Source organism: Coprococcus sp. RTP31081st1_H1_RTP31081_211007 (assembly GCF_040227275.1).
Taxonomy (GTDB): domain Bacteria; phylum Bacillota; class Clostridia; order Lachnospirales; family Lachnospiraceae; genus Coprococcus; species Coprococcus aceti.
Genome location: NZ_JBEHVP010000004.1, coordinates 250,591 through 269,473 on the forward strand (window position 1 = coordinate 250,591; position 18,883 = coordinate 269,473).

Below are 18,883 nucleotides of genomic sequence, written 5' to 3' on the forward strand. Positions count from 1 at the left end.
GGTGACAGCATGATAAAGAAGTATACATACGGAAAGCCATTTCAGACAGAATCAGTAGTGGTAGATATCGCAGCAGAAAAAGGACAGCCAGATCACGGCAATATAGACTTAACAGCCGGATTTTCGTACACATTTGGTCTTGAGGACAGTGATATAGTGTATGGCCTTGGCGAGGCGAACAGAGGAATCAACAAGAGAGGCTACAAGTACATAAGCAACAATGCAGACAATCCGCATCATCACGAGGATGTATACTCACTGTATGCATCACACAACTTTATTATAGTTTCAGGAGCGCAGACATTTGGCCTGTATTTTGACTATCCATCCACGATCACATTTGACGTGGGATATACGAAGTGCGATGAGCTGCATATTTTCTGTGACAGCGCAGATTTGGATATCTATGTGATAACAGGTGACAGCCCATATGATATCACGAAGCAGTTTAGGAAGATGATCGGAAGGAGTTATATCCCGCCAAAGTTTGCATTTGGATTTGGACAGAGCCGCTGGGGATACAAGACACCGGAGGACTTTGAGACGGTGGCGAGAAAATACAGAGAGAACCACATCCCGATCGATATGGTCTACATGGATATAGATTACATGGACAGCTATAAGGATTTCACCATAAATGACGACTTTGGCGATTTTTCGGAGTATGTGGAGAATCTGAAAAAGGATAATATACGCCTGATCCCGATCATCGATGCCGGAGTAAAGATTGAGGAAGGTTACGATGTGTATGAGGAGGGCGTGGCAAATAACTACTTCTGCAAGAGAGCAGATGGAAGTGATTTCGTTGCGGCGGTATGGCCGGGATATACACATTTCCCTGATGTGCTGAACCCTGAGGCGAGACGCTGGTTCGGTGCAAAGTACAAGATTCTGACGGATGCAGGTATAGAGGGCTTCTGGAATGACATGAATGAGCCGGCGATCTTCTTCACCCCGGAGGGCGTGAGCGAGCTGAAGAAAGCTATGAAGAAGTTCATTGAGAAGGACGAGACTGTGGACGATGTCTGGGGCATCTCGGGTATGGCGGCAGGTGTTGCCAACAATCCGAAGGATTACGCATCTATGTATCACAATGTGGATGGGGAGATGGTGCGTCACGACAAGGTTCACAACCTCTTTGGATATAACATGACAAGGGCGGCAGGCGAGGCGCTTCGCGAGATCTCACCGGATGAGAGACGACTTTTGTTCTCCAGATCGTCTTATATAGGGATGCATCGTTATGGCGGCGTCTGGATGGGCGATAACAAATCGTGGTGGTCACACATCCTGCTCAACATCAAGATGCTTCCGTCCATGAATATGTGCGGTTTCCTGTATACGGGCGCGGATCTCGGCGGATTTGGCTGTGATACTTCAAGGGATCTTCTTCTCAGATGGCTCGCACTCGGTGTGTTCACTCCGCTCATGCGTGACCATTCTTGTGAGGGTACAAGAGATCAGGAGTGCTATCAGTTTGAGCATATAGAAGATTTCAGGAATGTGATCGGTGTCCGTTACCGATTGCTTCCATATATATACAGCGAGTACATGAAGGCGGCCTTGACGGACGACATGATGTTCAAGCCGCTGGCATTTGAATATCCAGATGATAAGATCGCAGCCCATGTGGAGGATCAGCTCATGCTGGGAAATGAGATCATGATCGCGCCGGTTTACACGCAGAATGCCATCGGAAGATATGTGTATCTGCCGGAGGATATGATGCTTGTAAGGTTTACGGCAGACGGAGCAGTTGAGCAGACGGAGATGCCTGCAGGACATCACTTTGTTGAGGTACCTTTGAATGAAGTCATCCTTTTTGTAAGAAGTGGCAAATGTATACCTGTCGTGGATGTGGCGGAGTGCGTAGCGGATATCGACAAGACTACAATGCAGCTGATTGGCTACAGGAACAGCAGCTATATGCTGTACGATGATGACGGTTATACAAGAGAGTATGATCTGGAGAAGAATTGTGTCACCTTGAATAAAAAGTAAGATGCGAAGAGCAGCCCTTAGTTGGATCGAGAGAACAGCGGGGCAGGGATAAGCCGGTAGTGGCATGGTTAGTATATAATAGATATCATAGAATATTCACAAGGAAGAAAAACATGAAAAACGTAAAATTAATAGCATCAGATATGGATCACACATTGTTGATGGAAAATGGAAAACTCCCGGATGGCTTTTTTGACTACATTGACAGGCTGGATGAGAAAGGAATCAGATTTGTTGTAGCCAGCGGGAGACCTATGTACACCCTGAGAAACATGTTTGGAGACAAGATGGATAAGCTTGTGGTTATCGGCGATAATGGTGCTGCCATATCAAACTGCGGTGAGATCATATATAAGAGCCTGATGGATGTGGAAGAGTACCAGAAGATGATACGATTTGTGGAGGACGAGACCGATGGAGTCGCAGTGCTCTGCGCCCTTTCCGGGGCTTATGTCCTGAAGAAATACGAGAAATATGCGAAGTTTTTCCGTGCATTCTTAAGCAATCTCACATTTGTCGACGATATGAGGAGCCTTGATGTCGAGGCCAATAAGTTTACGATATTTGCTCCTGATGGGGATGCTGCCGTGAAGTACAAAGAGATCTATACGCCTCGTTTTGGCGATAACTTCTCAGTCACTGTGGGCGGAAGAGAATGGATAGACATCATGAACAAAGGTGTTGACAAGGGCATGGCTATGCGAAAGATCGGAGAACTCCTTGATGTTGATACCAGTGAGATGATGGCATTTGGAGACAACTTCAATGATGCGGAGATGCTTAAGACGGTATATTACAGCTATATCGTGGCAAATGCGCAGCCCGGCATGGAGAAATTTGCAAGATTCCGCGCCCCATCCAATGAGGAGCGCGGTGTGCTGCAGGTTATGGAACAGGTGCTGACATCATAACAAGAATATTCCAGCATTACGAGACTGAAATGATATGTACCCTCTTTACTGGACAACCAGTAAGGAGGGTATTTTTATATGTGTGAGTACAAGTCGAGAATGGAATTACAGTTTAAAGGTAAGTGTAAATATGCTTCCATGTGGTATGTTGTCACATACGGTGAGGTCGGCACTGTGTAGATCTGCTATACTTTTGGCAATGCTGAGACCAAGACCGAAATGGGTCCGGTGATCATTGCGCCCTGAGTAAAATGTCTCAAATATGTGAGGCTTGTCCTCATCGCTTATCCCATCACCCGTATCAGATATCTGGTAACACAATCTCTGGTCTCTCATAGATACTGACATAGATATGGCCCCTTTGGAGGTACACGATATGGCGTTGTCGACCAGAATTGACATGCACTGGAGCATTCTGTCCCTGTCCATGGAGAAAAGCGGCAGCGGGTCGTCCGGTATGGACACAACCAGATCTACATTTTTCTGAATGGCAATGGGTTCAAAGCGATCATAACAATCTATTATTATATCTTCCGGGTGAACCTCATCAAAATTATCTCTGCCAGACTTCTTGATATCGGCAAATGTCAGAAGATTGTTCACCATATCAGTCATCCTGTCACATTCCCTCTGGGCTGTTAAAATATAATCATTGTCAGTCTCGTTCGGCTTACTGCCGGATAGTCCGTTGAGGCATGATTTGATGATGGTTATAGGTGTTTTCAGCTCATGGGACGCCACAGCTATGAACATATCCTGCTTCTGATATGCCTTATTTACAGGGACAAGTATCCTGACCGTGAAAATGCATGAGAAGATGGACAGAAGTATGATCGCGGCGGAAGTTATGAGCAGAAATAAAATAATTATCTTTGTCTTGTATGCGGATAATACAGCATTGTTGAATACTGTGTGTATGGTATAGAAAGTGCCACCTATATTTATGATGCTGTAGCTGTTCCAGTAGTCTATATGATTATACCTGACAGTATAAAATCTTCTGTTGGTTTCCCCTTGATTTACCGCATTGTAATAATCATCCCAGTACATAGGCTGAGAGTATGGAGAGGCAGCTTCCAGAACTGCTGCACTCTCTGCAAAGCTGTTTGTCGACATGACTGTGTTGCTGTTTCGCAGCACATCTATATTGAGATTTTTCTCGCTGTATTCGGTTAGAATCGGAATGTCCAGGATGCTCACCTGTTCGAGATATGAGTATAAAAGATTTACATCCCTTGAGTACGATACATGAGTGCTGTTTGTGTACTCCTTTATCACAGTGTGGAGCAGCAGTATGGACATGGCGGCCAGAATGACCGCAATGACGGAGGACAGAAATGTGGAAAGTCTTTTTTTTAGCTGCGCTATCATGTAGATGTGTCCCCCTCTCCACAGACGAGCATATATCCATTGCCGTATACTGCCTTTATCACAAGATGGCTATGGATTGTCTTAAGTCTGTTTCTCAGAAAATAAATGTAATTCAGTATATTTCCATTTCCCACATTTGAGGTCAGTCCCCATATGGATTCTATGATCTCGTCCTGACTGACGATCTTTCCTGCTGATCTCAGCAACAGTTCAAATAGCTGGGATTCTCTGTTGGTGAGCCGCACCGACTGGTCACCACATTGAAGTGTCCGGCTGTCAATCAGATAAGTGACATCCCCATATGAATAGTCAAATGTATGAATCTGGTGAGATCTTCGGTATAGTGCATTTACACGGGCCAACAGCTCGTCAAATTCAAAAGGTTTGACGATGTAATCATCGGCGCCACGGGAAAATGCTGCAGTTTTGTTCTCAAGTGTTCCGAGGGCTGTGAGCATTATCACGGGTATTGATATTCTGTCAAAATATAATTGGTTCAGAATGTCCAGGCCGGACATGTCGGGGAGCATCCAGTCAAGCACCATGATGTCGATGTCCGCACCGGAATATATGAGCTCCGTACCCTGCTTTCCGGTTGTACACAGTGTCACGGTTATTCCGTGATCTTCCATTTGCCTTTTCAGTATTTTCCCAAGATTGAGGTCATCCTCTACAAGAAGCAGATTCATACATATCCCCTTTTCGTTATTGTGATATGGAATGTAGACCATATGTAGTTCGTAGTTCATTCCTACTTTATAGTAATTCATTTGAGGAGCGTTTGAAAGCGGTATACTCAATTTAGATGTTTTTTAGATAATCCATGAGACTGTGGATGCTACAATCTGTATATGAAGACCTGGGAAGAGGGAGAATACCAATTGGGAAAAGGAGGTAATTATGAGACGTATAAATATATTTTTACTGCTTGCCGCCGTTATAATAATGTGTTGTGGCTGCGCTGGTACATCAGAAAATGAAGAAAATGTGAAGGGAATGTCTGAATACCAGAAGGCACAGTTAGATGTGGCGGAGGTGTATGGATTTGGAAAGACTCATGATGGCTATGTATGCATAGGAGAAAATCCTGACGGGGATGCTGTAAAGATGACGCTCACATCACTTGATGGTGAGCCCCGGGAGGAAAAGCTTGACTTAGATTCTATAATATCAGCGGATGAGAAGATATCGGCAGCATATGTTGATGGGGATGGGAGTGTCTATATAGCTTTGAGCAGTGTCACAGGAGATGGTGACATAGAGAGCAGGATCGCCTTAATAACAGGGAATGGAGAAGTCAGACAGTTATCCGAGGGCATTGAGGGAAATGTGACAGCTGTCAGACTGCTTGCTGACGGTTCCGGCTATATCTCAGGCTGCCCGGGCGGTGAGATAAGGTGCTTTTCCATGGACGGCGAAGAGAGATTTGCCATCAAAAATATGGATTACACAGATATATGTGTGGCGGGAGATCGGCTTATGGTTTTAACAGAGAGAAGTCTGTTGTCATATGACATATCCGATGGAAGTGAGGCTGAGACCACCACGTCATTTGATGAGGGAATGGCGGATGGGCTTGCCGAGACATTCAGCGGCAAGGGGATGGATGCGGTGAGCTGCAGAAATGTCATGAAGTATGATGACGCTACTGACTCACTGTATCTCATGCTGAGCACAGGGTTATATGAGTATAAGCTGGAGGATAGGCTGGGGATAAGACTTGCGACATTCAGGGATTCGGATATCGAGTACGACTATGTGGTTGAAAGCAGCGATACATTTGTTGCGATAGCTGGTGACAGGAGCGGAAGAAAGAATGTGGTGGTGTATTCATCTGATCCAAGCTATGCATCAACCGTGGTAGATGAGGAGCCGGATGATAAGACGGTCACACTATATTCGCTCTATTATGCGGAGAGCTATGAAACCTTGATCTCGTGGTATGAGGCATACCATTCGGATATGACTGTGAAGTATGTGTGGGGCGTGGATGACGAGAATGGAATATCTGAGAGCGATGCCATAAGTGCGCTCAATACACAGCTCCTGGCAGGTGAGGGACCAGATGTCATCATCATGGATGGGCTGAATGTTGGAAGCTATGAGGATACCGGAGTTCTCATGGAATTGTCCAAGGTGTATGACGATATACTGCAGGAAAATCCAGATTGCCTGGAAAATGTGTTAAATGCATACAGAAATAGTGATGGTTCGATATACGCAATTCCGGCTATGGAGACATTTACTGCCATTATCGGACCGGAGAATGAGGTCAAGAACGTGACGGATGCCCGGTCGCTTGCAGCATATATAAGCAGTCAGGACAGACCGGAATATGGAAATGACTTGTCATTCTATTACTGGGAGTGCTATTTCGATACGCTGTATCCGGTATATGCATCGGAGATTGTGGATAGTGATGGAAATTACGATGCTGAGATGCTCAGAAAATTTCTGGAGGACTTAAAGCTTCTGTATGACACGGAAATGGAGCGGACGACCCAGGATCAGATCGATGAGTGGACTGCCGAGTGGGGAAGCTACAGCGATCAGGTAAAAAGAGCCATAAACAGTGAATATATGAGTCCGCTGTTTAACAGATCATGGTCTGGCAGAAAGTCAGCATTTGTGAATATGAAAACTATGGGAGAGTCCTGGCGTTTTTATAGTATAAAAGAGGACTATGGGGTGGGAGCAGGCGAGAGCGGAGAAAACACAGATTACGCATACGAAATATGGGGAAATGACAGTGGGAAAGTATTTGTGCCAAACACAGTCATAGCGGTAAATGCCGGTTCAAAGAGCCTGGACAATGCGGTCAGTTTTATGAAGGCTTTGTTCAGCACGGATGTACAGAAAATATATTACGGAGTTGATTGTGGCAATCCGGTAAATATGGAGGGCGTGCGGGAATGGAACAGAGAGGCACAGTCCATGGGAACTCCGGGCGGAAAGATCACGCTGGGCGGAAGTGATTACATGGACTGGTCGTATTGGCGTAAGGAAGAGTATCTTGATGAGTATATAAGAAAACTTAGAGAGCTGGATACTCCGTCAAATCCTGACGCGAGGGTCCGCAGTGTGATAAGGGATAACGCTGCAGACTATCTTGAAAATGGTGAGAGTCTGGACAGTATAGTAGATTCCATCGATAAACTTTTAGGGGTATATCTGAGTGAATAAATTGGTTAGCAGAAGAACAAATGAAACGGTTGGATTTGTGATTCCGGGCTTTGTGGGTGTCCTGATCTTCGTGGTAATTCCGCTGATGGATGTATTCATATCATCCTTTCGTCATGCGGGGCAGGGCGGATTTGCAGGACTGCAGAACTACAGAGCCGTCTGGAGCAATACGGCATTCAGACTGGCGGCGGGCAATTCCCTGAGGTTTGAACTGGTGAGTGTTCCACTGCTCATGGTGATATCGCTGATAGTTGCGATAGAGGTATACGGAATGAAAAGCAACATAGTCAGGTTTGCATTTCTCATTCCACTTGCCATACCGTCAAATTCGTTGGCAGTGGTATGGAAGATATTATTCGCCGATCTCCTTTCGGGAAAGGCTGTCTTCTGGCTTTTTGTAGGTACATTTATATTTAAGAATACAGGATACAACATGCTAATCTGGATGTCTGGATTGTCAGCGATACCGGAGACTGTGTATGATGCTGCCCGGGTTGACGGAGCCGGAAGATTTACACAGATATTCAGGATCACACTTCCGAATATGAAGAGATCTTTTTTTATCGTAGCCATGTTGTCAGTGGTGAACTCCCTCAAAATATTCAGGGAGCAGTATCTGATGGCGGGTAGTTATCCCGATATGAGTATATACCAGATACAGCACACATTTAACAACTGGTTTGAGAAGCTGGAGATCAGCAAGCTCACAGCGGGAGCGGTTATGACGGCTGTTGTATTTTTCGGGATCATACTTGCCATACGTGCCTTATGTCTGATCGACTGGCATGGGATCTCGGCGAAGTATAACAGAAAAATTTTCCAGAGAGGACGTGGGGGCAAATGAGATATATGGCAGAGGGGATACATTTGTTATTGAAGGTGTTCGTCATAATTGGTGCGGTACTTGCGGTGCTTCCGTTATTGTTTCTGGTAAGTGGTGTATTTATGGGTGAGACAGAGCTTGGGCAGTTATTGTTTTCGGGAACTGACGGCGGAGCTGGATACACTGCGTGGCATATGATACCGCTTTATCCGACATTTCAAAATATCGTGGAGCTGCTGTTTGACACTCCGGAATACTATGTGCTTTTCTGGAACTCGGTGAAGATTGTCGGGGTGGTAATAGCCGGACAGCTTGTGTTCGCTGTGCCGGCGGCATGGGGATTGTCCCGGAGCGGCAGCAGGTGGGCAAAGCTGATATTTGGCCTGTATATGTTCTGCATGATACTTCCATTTCAGGTGACGATGCTGTCACAGTACATAGTGCTAAACAGTCTCAACATGATAAATACCCATTGGGCTATCATTTTGCCGCTGATGTTCTCAACATTTCCGATATTCATTATGTACAGTGCCTTTGAGCAGGTTCCTGATTCTGTGGTTGAGGCGGCGAGGCTGGACGGTGCTGGCAGCTTCAGGATATTTATATATATGGCTGTTCCCATAGCAAAGAGGGGGATCATAGCGGCGGTGATATTGGGATTCCTTGAATATTGGAATGTCGTGGAGCAGCCGGTTGTATTCCTCAAGGACAAATATCTGTGGCCGCTGTCTGTATATCTGCCAAATGTGACCGAGGGAAGCGCGGGGAGAGCGTTTACATTTGCCTTGTTCAGCTGTGTTCCCTCACTGATCGTGTTCTATGTAGGCAGGGTAATTCTGGCGGAGGGAATATCCATAGGCTCTGCCGAGGATTGATGAAGGCTGGTTGTAGGAGAAAAACAGGAGAAGAGTTATGAGGCGATTTTCAGGAAAGCGATTTGAAACAAAGCTATGGGCAGAATGCGGGGTAAAGGCTGTTGGAATATTTATGGCGGTGGTTATTGCCGGCACATTTATGTCGAGATTTGCGAGCAGTGCCCTGACACCGAGGGTCGAGACGGAATATGCGGTGTCTGGGACGGTATCCACGGAGATTTTGCAGGATGTGGTGATAGATGGAGACAAGAAGACGCCGGTGTACGTCTATCCAGGACTTTTGGCCCAGGAGATATATGTGAGTGTCGGGAAAAAGATAGAGCAGGGAGATCCCCTTATGAGGGTGGATGTGGCAGCTGTCAGATCTGAGTATCTTGAGAAGAAGCTCGAACAGAAAAAACTGAAGGAACAATACTGGTACACATGGGGAGACGAGATGGCGGTTATGGATGACAAGATCGCCGTGGTGGATGAACAGATCTCATATCTGGGGAAACTCATGGATGACAATGGTGTTGTCTGTTCGGAGCTTAATGGGCTCATATCGGAGTCCAGAGTTGGAATCGGAAATAAGACTACTGAAGAGGCAGCTTTTGTGATAACAGAGAAGTCGGACAGCTACACCATAAAAATGTCAGTGACTGAGGAGCAGAGACGGTACATAGAAAAGGGGGATAAAGTTACAGTCCAGATGGATGACAGCGGTGTGAATACCGAGGTATCTGCAGTGTACAGTAATGTTGAAAATGGTCAAGGCTATATAGTGGAGGCTGTTGTTCCGGGCGATACATTCGATGTGGGGGACAGCGTGCTGGCAGAGATCTCACATCAGTCTGAAAAGTACGGATCTGTAGTTTCCATGTCAGCAATACACGCTGATGTGTCTGGTTCATACGTGCTTGTCGAGAGACCGAAGGATACTCTTCTGGGGACGGAGTATGTTGCAGAAAAGGTATACGTGACCGTCGGGGATACAAATAATTATGATGCCGGTCTTAAGAAGAGCCCATTCACCGGTGATGATAAGATCATTGTAAGTTCTGACAAGAAAGTGGAAGCCGGTGATACTGTACGTGAAAAATAGGTGGCTTTGTATGAGGAAATTTGTGATCGGTATATTTGTCGGAATTGCGTTGTTGTGGCTGTTTATATGGAATGTAGTAAATGAAATATATATGAGTGGCGGGTATGGTGTCGACAGAAATTATGCATTTGTCACCACAGGGCAGACCATGTACACCAGAATGAAGGATGAGGATTATGTGAAGGGCACGTACAGGATATATCCGGGCGAGACGGTTGGCGGAGATGCTGTATATAAAAAGGTGCAGTCAGATATAGTTGTGGTTGATTTTGCGGTGGAGGATATGTTTTGGGGAGCTGGAGCTCTGAGAAGAAATGATGCAGCTGGATGTATCATAAGCGGGGAGCTTTCGTATACACTGTTTGGAAGTCGCCATACCACCGGTTCCGTCGTGACCGTGCTTGAAAAAGAGTATGTCATCCGTTCTGTCATTGACTCGGAGGAAAGTTTCATGATCGTTCAGGCAGAGCAGGGGCATGGCGGTGACTGGGAGTTTGCCGACAGTAAAATTATAGATGGCATGGTGCTCGATATATCAGATGAAAATTACAGAGGGGAATATGCCGAGGAGGCTGCCGTTCATCATGGTTATGGCAGCAGCTTTTACTATGCCTCGGATTATCTGGATATTCTGCCGGACATAAATCTGCCGTCAAAATGGTCAGATTTTGATTTCTGGAGTGATGCCTCAGATGAACTTGAGGCTATACATGAGCGAAGATTGTATTCTGACAAGGATGTGCTGGAGATATTTTATCACAGATGTGGGCAGCAGCTGAATATGTACAGGCAGCGCAGCGCAATATCCGCACTGTTACTATCTGGCTGGTGCGTGATGGTTCTTGTTAATATCAGAAAAAATTCTAAAAAATCTGCTTAGGGAATTGATGCTTTATGAAACTTGTGTTAAAAATACTAGCAGAAGTTCCCTAAGGAGATGTCATATGATTTACACATATCCGGATTATTATAAGAAATTCAATTGCATAGCGGACAAATATTACACGTACCGAATTATTTTCATCTATAAGATCATCTAATGATGAAGTAACCATTCTTGTCTGGTTTCTATCAATTCCAACAATATATGCCATAATCTATCCTTCTAGATTCAATATCTTGCACTTTAATAATACCATTTATTTGAATTGTTTGACAGTCTGGCGTACGGTGCTGTGAGAGGACGGCGGTTAATTACTGCCGCCTACTCGATTATTGATAATGTAAGCAGTGACCACTAAAACTTAATATTAAACGTAATAAGATTGTAAGATGTGGATGTTAGAATAAAATCGTCAAATAGATCAGACGGCAAATAGATCAGATAAAGAAATGACAGAAAATGAAAAAGAAATGAAAAGGAAGATGTATCATGAATATATTATCAACCCACAATCTTACAAAGACATACGGAACAGGAGACAATGTCGTGCATGCGCTTACAGATGTGTCACTTGATATTGAAGAGGGAAAATTTGTATCTATCATAGGCAGTTCAGGAAGTGGAAAGTCAACACTTCTAAATCTCTTAGGAGGACTCGACAGGCCAACATCGGGGGATGTTATACTGGACGGCAAAGCTATTTTTGAAATGGACGATGAGGCACTTACTATATTCAGAAGACGAAAGATAGGATTTGTCTTCCAGAATTACAATCTGGTGCCAATATTAAATGTGTACGAGAATATAGTGCTTCCGATCGAGCTGGATGGAACGAAGATAGACACTGCGTATGTAGATAAAATTATGGATGTGCTCGGGTTATCGGAAAAGAAATTTTCCATGCCTAACCAGCTGTCAGGAGGCCAGCAGCAGAGGGTTGCGATAGCCAGAGCGCTGGCAGCAAAACCTTCTATCATATTGGCTGATGAACCGACAGGCAATCTGGACAGCAAGACCAGCATGGATGTCATTGCACTGTTAAAGCTGACTGGTAAAGAGTTTGCACAGACGATAGTGATGATCACTCATAATGAAGAGATAGCAACCATGGCAGACCAGATGATACGGATCGAAGATGGCAGGATCTTCTCAGCAGGAGTACCAGATGGGGCAAATGGGGGTGAGAAGGATGCTTAGAAACAATAACCAGGCGGCGGTGAGCAGGATATATCACCGCATGTTAAAGCAGAATAAAGTGCGAAATGTAATTGTTATTTTGGCGATCGTTCTCACAACATTTATGTTCACGGCTGTATTTACATTGGGATTTTCCATAGCTAAAAATCTTAACCAGATGCAGCTCAGACTTCAGGGAACAAGATCTTCTATATATATGGAGCATCCATCTGAAGGTCAGATAAATGATATAAAGTCCTGTCCGTCACTTCTTGCGGCTGGAATACAGATCGATGCACAGACGGTAAGCACGGAATCAGGCAAGTACAGTTATCTGCTTCAGTATGATGATGATACGGAATTTAATGAGAATCTGAAACCTGCCATAACTGATATAAAAGGCAGTTATCCGAAGGATGAGAATGAGATAATGCTCACAAAGCAGATACTTGACAATATGGGTATCACGTCGCCAAAGGTAGGTCAGAATGTTACGTTTGTGATGGATGGTGAGAGGAAAAATTTTGTGCTCTCAGGCTGGTACACAGGATTTGCCAAGAGCAGCGTATGCCTGGTGTCAAAGAAATATGTGGATTCCCAGGGAATAGATATGCAGAAGGATGGACGTGTCAGTATCTCCGCAAAGGAGGGCAAGGGTGATAAACTCCAAGATGAACTTGAGAAAAATGTTACTTTGAGGCAGGACCAGAAGTTTGACGTGAAATATGATGTTCAGTCTGAAAATGGTTCAAACCGTGTTTTTATAGCTATAAGTATAGGCATTATAGCTCTTATGATACTCCTTAGTGGATATCTTCTTATATATAATGTAATGTATATATCTGTCACAAAGGATATAAGATTCTATGGAATGCTGAAGACCATCGGAGCCACGATGTCCCAGATACAGAAGATAGTGAAAAAACAGGCACTATATCTGGCTTGTATAGGAATTCCGATAGGTGTACTCCTTGGAACGGCGGTGTCATTTGGCGTTGTTCCTCTTGCTATGAACATGCTGTCGGTAGACAGGGAAGCTGCACTTTCATCGGCGGTCAGTTTCAATCCGGGAATATATGTATTTTCCGTGGTATTTGCATTTGCAACTGTATTTATAAGTGCAAGGAAACCGGCAAAATATGCAGGAAAGATATCCGCAATCGATGCTATGAAATATGCTGGAAATATATCGGGGACAAGATATAAGTCCACAAGTGGAGGAAGACCCCGGAAGATGGCATGGAGGAATGTGTTTCGTGAAAAAAAGAGAAGTATACTTGTGTTCGCATCAATATTCATGGGTTCAGTTACATTTCTGTGTGTGAATACATTTATATCATGCATGGATGCGGACAGTTATATAGAGCACTATCTTCACAATGATTATGTGCTATATGGCGACGGAGAATCAGATAACTCTAAGCCTCAGGCGACCATGGCAGATATCGCGGATCAGATGCGAAACATTCCGGGTATGGGTACTGTAGAGGTGGACAGAAGCGCAAATGTAAGACTGCCATTTGATGCTGAACTTTATGCACCGTTTATTGAGACCGAGGATGACCCGGAATCTCTTGCGACATTTTATGAGACAACGACCAACAGTGAGGCACAGTATGGGGCACCGCTGATATCGGTCAATTCAGATATGATAAAGCTCTACAACAAAACTGCCAGACAGAAGATTGATATAGATGCATTCGAAAAAGGAGAGGTATGTCTGATAGGTTATGTAGATTCCATATCAGCGTCGGAGCGGATGACGGATAAGACTCTGACACTTGTAAATGACCAGACGGGCAGGAAGAGACAGATCTCAGTCGGTGCAGCCATGATGAGAACAGAGCAGTCAGCAATCACCGCTGGGTATTATTGGACACTTGGTGGAGCTCCGGAGGCGATATTTGTGAGTGATGCGGTGATGGATGATCTGTTCCCGGATGCGGAGATCTCATGCATCATTGCGGATGCGGAGACAGGAAAAGAATCAGAAGTGACACCATATGTACAGCGCATCGTAAAGGAAAATCCAGTCATAGCCGGTAGTGATATCAAGTCGGTGGAGGGCTCGGAATTCAAGAAGTCTATGCTGTCGCTTGAGGTGATAGGCGGTGGAATGTCGATCATATTGATACTTATCGGAGTGGTGAATTATATCAATGTCATGATCACCGGTGTATATACGAGAAAACTGGAACTGGCAGTGCTTGAGAGCGTTGGAATGACAAAGAGGCAGATACGTAATATGCTTATGTACGAGGGCATGTTTTATGGTATTATAACAACAGTACTTATTGTGACGCTTGGAAGTCTTATGATGTATGGAGCTGGCCGGCTAAGTGTGAATATAGCCGATTATGCAGTGTTTAATTATCCGTATGCACTTGTTGCCGGAGTCGTTGTTGTGCTGTTTGCTATATGCATTGTGGTTCCGGCGATGGTGTTCAGACTTGTGACAAAAGATACGGTGACAAGCCGGCTGAGAGAAGCATCATAGATATTGGGCAGACCGGGAGTCGTGAAAATGATATGGAATCAGCATGTAATTGATAGGAGAAAGTATGAAACGTATTTTGGTCGTGGAGGATGATGTGATCATATGTGGAGGTGTGAAGTTATTCCTTGAAAAGATGGGATACGAAGTTGAAACTGCGTACTCATGCAAGGAGGCGGATGGCTGTCTGGAACATGGCTTCGATCTGATATTGCTTGACAGAAACCTTCCCGATGGAAGGGGTCTTGACTATTGCAGAGAACTGAGAAAAAGTACAAATGTCCCGATCATCTTCCTCACGGCAAGAGATACGGAGGCTGATATGATAGAGGGGTTCCGGGCTGGCTGCGATGACTATATAGCGAAGCCGTTTTCCGTGGAACTTCTGTATCAGCGGATAGAGGCAGTCCTTCGAAGAAGTGAAAATGCACTGGATGGGGTAAAGCACGAACGTTTTCATTATGGAGATATGAGTGTTGATTTTGAACGGATGCAGGTGTACATATCGGATGAACCGATAAAGCTGTCCGTTACGGAATACAGGATACTGGAACTGCTGATAAAAAATAAGGGACGCGTTCTCACAAGGGATATGATCATACAGAAGATTTGGGATGACAATGAAAATTATGTGGATGAGAACACGCTGAACGTGCATATCAGAAGACTGCGTCAGAAGATAGAAAAGGATGCCGGCAATCCGGAGTACGTGATCACGGTGTTTGGAATTGGATATACATTTGGCGAGACATAGGCAGGGGTAGATAACAGAGATAATATGGATAAATATATTGAAAACTATGGTAAATATACGAAGAGAGTGAGGATGCTGTATGTATGCTCACTTCTTTTGTTTGTGTTTTTAGCAGTATTCGAGTATGTATGTTCAGGGAAAATACTTGCGGCCATAGGCGCACTGGCGTGTGGTGTAGTTATGTTTGTTGTCATAAAGTTGCTGCAGAAGGCAGATGATGACTTTATTTCGGAGGTCGTGGCAGATATGTCGGATCTTCTGGACAATCTCTCTGAACTGAAACGGCAGCAGGTATTTCCGGAAAATGATGACTCGCTGGTATCAAGGCTGCAGAGCAAGGTTGACAAGATAATCGATGCGCTGAAGCTTCAGAATTCCAGAGAGAGGCTGGAGCATGAGAATATTAAGGGGCTGGTATCGGATCTTTCCCATCAACTGAAGACACCAATATCGAACCTGAGGATGTACACGGATTTTCTGAAAAATCCGGATATAAGTGATGATGAGCGTACTAGGTACTTGCAAGTCCTTGAGCTGGCGGTGGAGCGCTTGTCATTTCTCTTGGAGAGTATGATAAAGGTATCCAGACTGGAAAGCGGACTTATCAATCTCGATGTGAAAAGCCAGAGTATAAATGACACTGTGCTGCAGGCAGTGAAAGATGTATATGTGAGTGCGAAAAATGCCGGTATAACTATCAGATATGATGAACAGGTGAAATGTGATATACAGCATGACAGAAGATGGACTGCGGAAGCGTGTTTCAATCTTTTGGATAATGCGATAAAATACGGAAAAACTGGAAGTGAGATAGTCCTGTCGGTCAGAAAACTAGGGCTCACGGTTGAGGTCAGTGTGACAGATGAGAATGAACCAATAGGAGAGGATGAGCGTACACATATATTTGAGAGGTTTTACCGTGGCAGAAATTCCGGTGACAAGGATGGTGTTGGAATAGGACTTTATCTGTCAAGGGAGATCATAGAAAAACAGGGCGGAATGTTAAGCGTTATTCCCCAAAAGGACGGTAACAAGTTCGTGATCGTGCTGCAGAGCCGATGAATGGAATAATGGCATGATTATATATAAAGGAGTACATATGATTTACACATACCCGGATTATTATAAGAAATTTAATTGTATAGCGGACAAATGCCCGGACACATGCTGCGGCAAATGGCAGATAGTGATAGATGATGATTCGTTGGAAAAATATGAGGATTATAATGGTGAGTACAGGGATGAGCTGCGCCGCAAGGTAAATTGGAAAGAAGGCGTTTTCAGACACGGCAGAAGTGGAAAGTGTGCATTTCTGCGGGATGATATGCTATGTGACATGTATATACATATGGGTAAGGAAAGCCTTTGTACCACCTGCAGGGAGTATCCGAGACATACGGAGGAATTCGAGAATGTGCGCGAGGTTTCGTTATCACTTTCGTGTCCTGAGGTGGCACGTATACTGATGAACATCACGGATAAGGTTACATTTGTGACTGAGGAAGATGACGAGGACGAGGTGTTCGATGACTTTGATTATTTTCTGTATTCCAATCTGGAGGATATCCGGGAGGCGATACTGAATGTCATTCAGGACAGAAGTGTGGACATACGGAGCAGAATAGAGAGGGTGATTCAGATCGGTGCGTCGGCTCAGAGACACTATGACGAGGGCGACCTTGTCATGTGGGATGAGTGTGAGGAGCAGGATAAGCCGGAGATCCACGGAGAACATGAAGAGTATATGTTGCTTCAGAAGCAGGCTATGTTTCTCATCGAAGATCTTGAACTTTTGTATGATGACTGGGAGGATGTGCTCATTGAGTCACAGGAGCTGCTGTTTGGACAGGGTGAGAAGGTTTTCATGGAGAATAAGAAATGGTTTGAAAAGTGGTGGAGGGACAACTGCGAGGTTACAGGTTGTCATCCTGGACAGGAATCGGATACTGCTGAGAGTGTTGTGACTGAGGACAATGTGATTGAGGGTGAGCTTCGCATGACGATGGACATATTCCTTGAACAGATCATAGTCTACTTCATCTCGATATATCTTCTCGGCGCAGTGTACGACGATAATATATCCGGCAAGGTAAACGCATGCGTCGGACATGCGGTTGAACTCTATATGCTGCTCATGGCTAGATGGCTCAGAAATGGTGAGACTTTGTCGGCGGATGATCTCATAGAGCTCTCTTACAGATATTCCAGGGAGATAGAGCATTCGGACGAGAATCTTGAACAGGTTGAGGTGCTTGACTGGTTTGATCTGTAGTTATATCTTCTCAAGATCCTTATACTGCTCCAGTGCGGGACTCTCATCGCCGACATACCAGTAGTCACAGCAATCACCGCCGAGCGCCTCGGTCTGTGTACGGATCAGGCGGGCGTGCATGAATTCCGCAAGGTAGTGGTCAGTTCTGCACAGATATGGGAGCAGGTCCGCATAGCCATGCTCCTTTGCATGCTTGGCTATAGGGCATCCGACTAGGTGGAAGCAGAACCCTTCTGTCCTTCCATCCGGGTTGATCTGAACCTTCCAGCTATCCATCCACTCGCCTTTTGCCTGGTGTTCTTTTTGCATCTTGTTGAATTTAACATAAGTCTTTTCAAATAGCTTGTATGGCCAGTTGCTCTTGTTGCCATTCACTATTTTTCCGAGAAATTTCATCTTTTCGGCGGCGTCCCGTTTGATCCTGAGAAGAACTTCTCCGTCAAGCCTGTGGCCGCTTGCCTCATAGAATGATACGATGGTAAACCAGTCATACATATTGGCTGCCATCATGTTCTTTCCGAGATCCGGCATGTCCCTGCGCATAAATTCCCTGTAATATTCATCAGCCCTTTTGAATATACCATCCGCCTCGGACGGAAGATTCTCTTTGCAGTATTTTTCGTAAAGCTTTGCATAGCTCGATACTGAATATGCCCGTTTCATCTCATTTACCTCCCATAACTTGATGCCAGTCTATTAGAATCCGCAGTGGTGGGGCTGACAAATCCAATTTAACTATTGGGTTAGAATATACTAACTGAATAAATTTTATCATATAAAGTTCAGGATAACAAACAATAATGTATTGAAAATTTTTGTTAGGTTGGGGAAAATCTATATCTATAGAAAAAACAATATAAAAACATTTGTATATAGTAAAATTAAATAATATAGTAATGACATTTAATGGTAAATATGATATAGTTTGTTATTATATTATTAAGTAGTCGTGGGTATTGAGGTAAAGTTAAAAAATGATGGATAATCAAGTATTATCAGTCATTTAGGGGAAAATGGGAGGAAGAATACCATGAATAAAACAAAATGTTTATATAT

Annotated in this window: 16 protein-coding genes; 12 read left to right on the top strand and 4 right to left on the bottom strand. The window is 44.4% G+C overall.

Going from position 1 to position 18,883, the window contains the following annotated elements:
* Positions 1-9 precede the first annotated feature (9 nt).
* A complete protein-coding gene (locus ABUA31_RS09020; protein WP_349818752.1) occupies positions 10-2,001 on the top strand; it encodes a glycoside hydrolase family 31 protein in 1,992 nt (663 codons plus the stop codon).
* Between the two features lie 113 nt (positions 2,002-2,114).
* Complete coding sequence (locus ABUA31_RS09025) at positions 2,115-2,912, top strand: HAD family hydrolase (protein WP_015533749.1); 798 nt, start codon at positions 2,115-2,117, stop codon at positions 2,910-2,912.
* Between the two features lie 105 nt (positions 2,913-3,017).
* Here the strand turns inward: ABUA31_RS09025 and ABUA31_RS09030 are convergent, their stop codons facing one another.
* Complete coding sequence (locus tag ABUA31_RS09030; RefSeq protein WP_015533750.1) at positions 3,018-4,283, bottom strand: sensor histidine kinase; 1,266 nt, start codon at positions 4,281-4,283, stop codon at positions 3,018-3,020.
* Positions 4,280-4,972 (bottom strand): response regulator transcription factor, encoded by a 693-nt coding sequence (locus ABUA31_RS09035; protein WP_015533751.1) that lies wholly within the window; start codon positions 4,970-4,972, stop codon positions 4,280-4,282. The genes ABUA31_RS09030 and ABUA31_RS09035 overlap by 4 nt, the downstream gene beginning before the upstream one ends.
* A gap of 211 nt (positions 4,973-5,183) precedes the next feature.
* Between ABUA31_RS09035 and ABUA31_RS09040 the strand changes: the two genes are divergently transcribed.
* Genes ABUA31_RS09040 through ABUA31_RS09060 form a run of 5 tightly spaced genes read left to right on the top strand, consistent with a single transcriptional unit; the run spans position 5,184 to position 11,128 of the window.
* A complete protein-coding gene (locus ABUA31_RS09040; protein ID WP_015533752.1) occupies positions 5,184-7,466 on the top strand; it encodes an ABC transporter substrate-binding protein in 2,283 nt (760 codons plus the stop codon).
* Positions 7,459-8,310 carry a carbohydrate ABC transporter permease gene (locus ABUA31_RS09045; protein WP_055223115.1) on the top strand — a complete coding sequence of 284 codons (852 nt, stop codon included), beginning with the start codon at positions 7,459-7,461 and terminating at the stop codon, positions 8,308-8,310. The genes ABUA31_RS09040 and ABUA31_RS09045 overlap by 8 nt, the downstream gene beginning before the upstream one ends.
* Positions 8,307-9,164 (top strand): carbohydrate ABC transporter permease, encoded by an 858-nt coding sequence (locus ABUA31_RS09050; protein ID WP_015533753.1) that lies wholly within the window; start codon positions 8,307-8,309, stop codon positions 9,162-9,164. The genes ABUA31_RS09045 and ABUA31_RS09050 overlap by 4 nt, the downstream gene beginning before the upstream one ends.
* A gap of 37 nt (positions 9,165-9,201) precedes the next feature.
* Positions 9,202-10,248: an efflux RND transporter periplasmic adaptor subunit gene (locus ABUA31_RS09055; protein WP_022217322.1), complete on the top strand. Its 1,047-nt coding sequence runs from the start codon at positions 9,202-9,204 to the stop codon at positions 10,246-10,248.
* A gap of 10 nt (positions 10,249-10,258) precedes the next feature.
* On the top strand, positions 10,259-11,128 hold the full coding sequence (locus ABUA31_RS09060) for a hypothetical protein (RefSeq protein ID WP_015533755.1): 870 nt from the start codon (positions 10,259-10,261) through the stop codon (positions 11,126-11,128).
* Positions 11,129-11,177: 49 nt separating this feature from the next.
* Here the strand turns inward: ABUA31_RS09060 and ABUA31_RS09065 are convergent, their stop codons facing one another.
* Positions 11,178-11,342 (bottom strand): hypothetical protein, encoded by a 165-nt coding sequence (locus ABUA31_RS09065; protein ID WP_015533756.1) that lies wholly within the window; start codon positions 11,340-11,342, stop codon positions 11,178-11,180.
* 278 nt (positions 11,343-11,620) lie between these two features.
* Between ABUA31_RS09065 and ABUA31_RS09070 the strand changes: the two genes are divergently transcribed.
* The 5 genes from ABUA31_RS09070 to fliB all read left to right on the top strand — a co-directional run bounded on the left by ABUA31_RS09070 (position 11,621) and on the right by fliB (position 17,827).
* Positions 11,621-12,328, top strand: coding sequence for an ABC transporter ATP-binding protein (locus tag ABUA31_RS09070; RefSeq protein ID WP_015533757.1), 708 nt, complete (start codon positions 11,621-11,623; stop codon positions 12,326-12,328).
* Entirely contained in the window at positions 12,321-14,804 is a 2,484-nt protein-coding gene (locus ABUA31_RS09075) for an FtsX-like permease family protein (RefSeq protein ID WP_349818751.1), read from the top strand. Before ABUA31_RS09070 ends, ABUA31_RS09075 begins: the two co-directional genes overlap by 8 nt.
* Before the next feature lie 64 nt (positions 14,805-14,868).
* Positions 14,869-15,555, top strand: coding sequence for a response regulator transcription factor (locus ABUA31_RS09080; RefSeq protein WP_349818750.1), 687 nt, complete (start codon positions 14,869-14,871; stop codon positions 15,553-15,555).
* Positions 15,556-15,579: 24 nt separating this feature from the next.
* The gene (locus ABUA31_RS09085) at positions 15,580-16,617 is read left to right on the top strand and encodes a sensor histidine kinase (RefSeq protein ID WP_349818749.1); all 1,038 of its coding nucleotides are present in this window, start codon (positions 15,580-15,582) and stop codon (positions 16,615-16,617) included.
* A gap of 37 nt (positions 16,618-16,654) precedes the next feature.
* Complete coding sequence (gene fliB / locus ABUA31_RS09090; RefSeq protein ID WP_349818748.1) at positions 16,655-17,827, top strand: flagellin lysine-N-methylase; 1,173 nt, start codon at positions 16,655-16,657, stop codon at positions 17,825-17,827.
* Here fliB and ABUA31_RS09095 read toward each other — a convergent pair whose 3' ends face one another.
* Positions 17,828-18,490 carry an L-2-amino-thiazoline-4-carboxylic acid hydrolase gene (locus tag ABUA31_RS09095; protein WP_349818747.1) on the bottom strand — a complete coding sequence of 221 codons (663 nt, stop codon included), beginning with the start codon at positions 18,488-18,490 and terminating at the stop codon, positions 17,828-17,830.
* Between the last annotated feature and the right edge of the window lie 393 nt (positions 18,491-18,883).

Bases quoted from the DNA above. Each gene is read 5' to 3' on its own strand.
- ABUA31_RS09085 (WP_349818749.1), top strand. From the start codon at position 15,580: ATGGATAAATATATTGAAAACTATGGTAAATATACGAAGAGAGTGAGG.
- ABUA31_RS09035 (WP_015533751.1), bottom strand. From the start codon at position 4,972: ATGAATCTGCTTCTTGTAGAGGATGACCTCAATCTTGGGAAAATACTG.
- ABUA31_RS09080 (WP_349818750.1), top strand. From the start codon at position 14,869: ATGAAACGTATTTTGGTCGTGGAGGATGATGTGATCATATGTGGAGGT.
- ABUA31_RS09030 (WP_015533750.1), bottom strand. From the start codon at position 4,283: ATGATAGCGCAGCTAAAAAAAAGACTTTCCACATTTCTGTCCTCCGTC.
- ABUA31_RS09050 (WP_015533753.1), top strand. From the start codon at position 8,307: ATGAGATATATGGCAGAGGGGATACATTTGTTATTGAAGGTGTTCGTC.
- ABUA31_RS09070 (WP_015533757.1), top strand. From the start codon at position 11,621: ATGAATATATTATCAACCCACAATCTTACAAAGACATACGGAACAGGA.
- ABUA31_RS09025 (WP_015533749.1), top strand. From the start codon at position 2,115: ATGAAAAACGTAAAATTAATAGCATCAGATATGGATCACACATTGTTG.
- fliB (WP_349818748.1), top strand. From the start codon at position 16,655: ATGATTTACACATACCCGGATTATTATAAGAAATTTAATTGTATAGCG.
- ABUA31_RS09055 (WP_022217322.1), top strand. From the start codon at position 9,202: ATGAGGCGATTTTCAGGAAAGCGATTTGAAACAAAGCTATGGGCAGAA.
- ABUA31_RS09065 (WP_015533756.1), bottom strand. From the start codon at position 11,342: ATGGCATATATTGTTGGAATTGATAGAAACCAGACAAGAATGGTTACT.
- ABUA31_RS09040 (WP_015533752.1), top strand. From the start codon at position 5,184: ATGAGACGTATAAATATATTTTTACTGCTTGCCGCCGTTATAATAATG.
- ABUA31_RS09020 (WP_349818752.1), top strand. From the start codon at position 10: ATGATAAAGAAGTATACATACGGAAAGCCATTTCAGACAGAATCAGTA.
- ABUA31_RS09060 (WP_015533755.1), top strand. From the start codon at position 10,259: ATGAGGAAATTTGTGATCGGTATATTTGTCGGAATTGCGTTGTTGTGG.
- ABUA31_RS09075 (WP_349818751.1), top strand. From the start codon at position 12,321: ATGCTTAGAAACAATAACCAGGCGGCGGTGAGCAGGATATATCACCGC.
- ABUA31_RS09095 (WP_349818747.1), bottom strand. From the start codon at position 18,490: ATGAAACGGGCATATTCAGTATCGAGCTATGCAAAGCTTTACGAAAAA.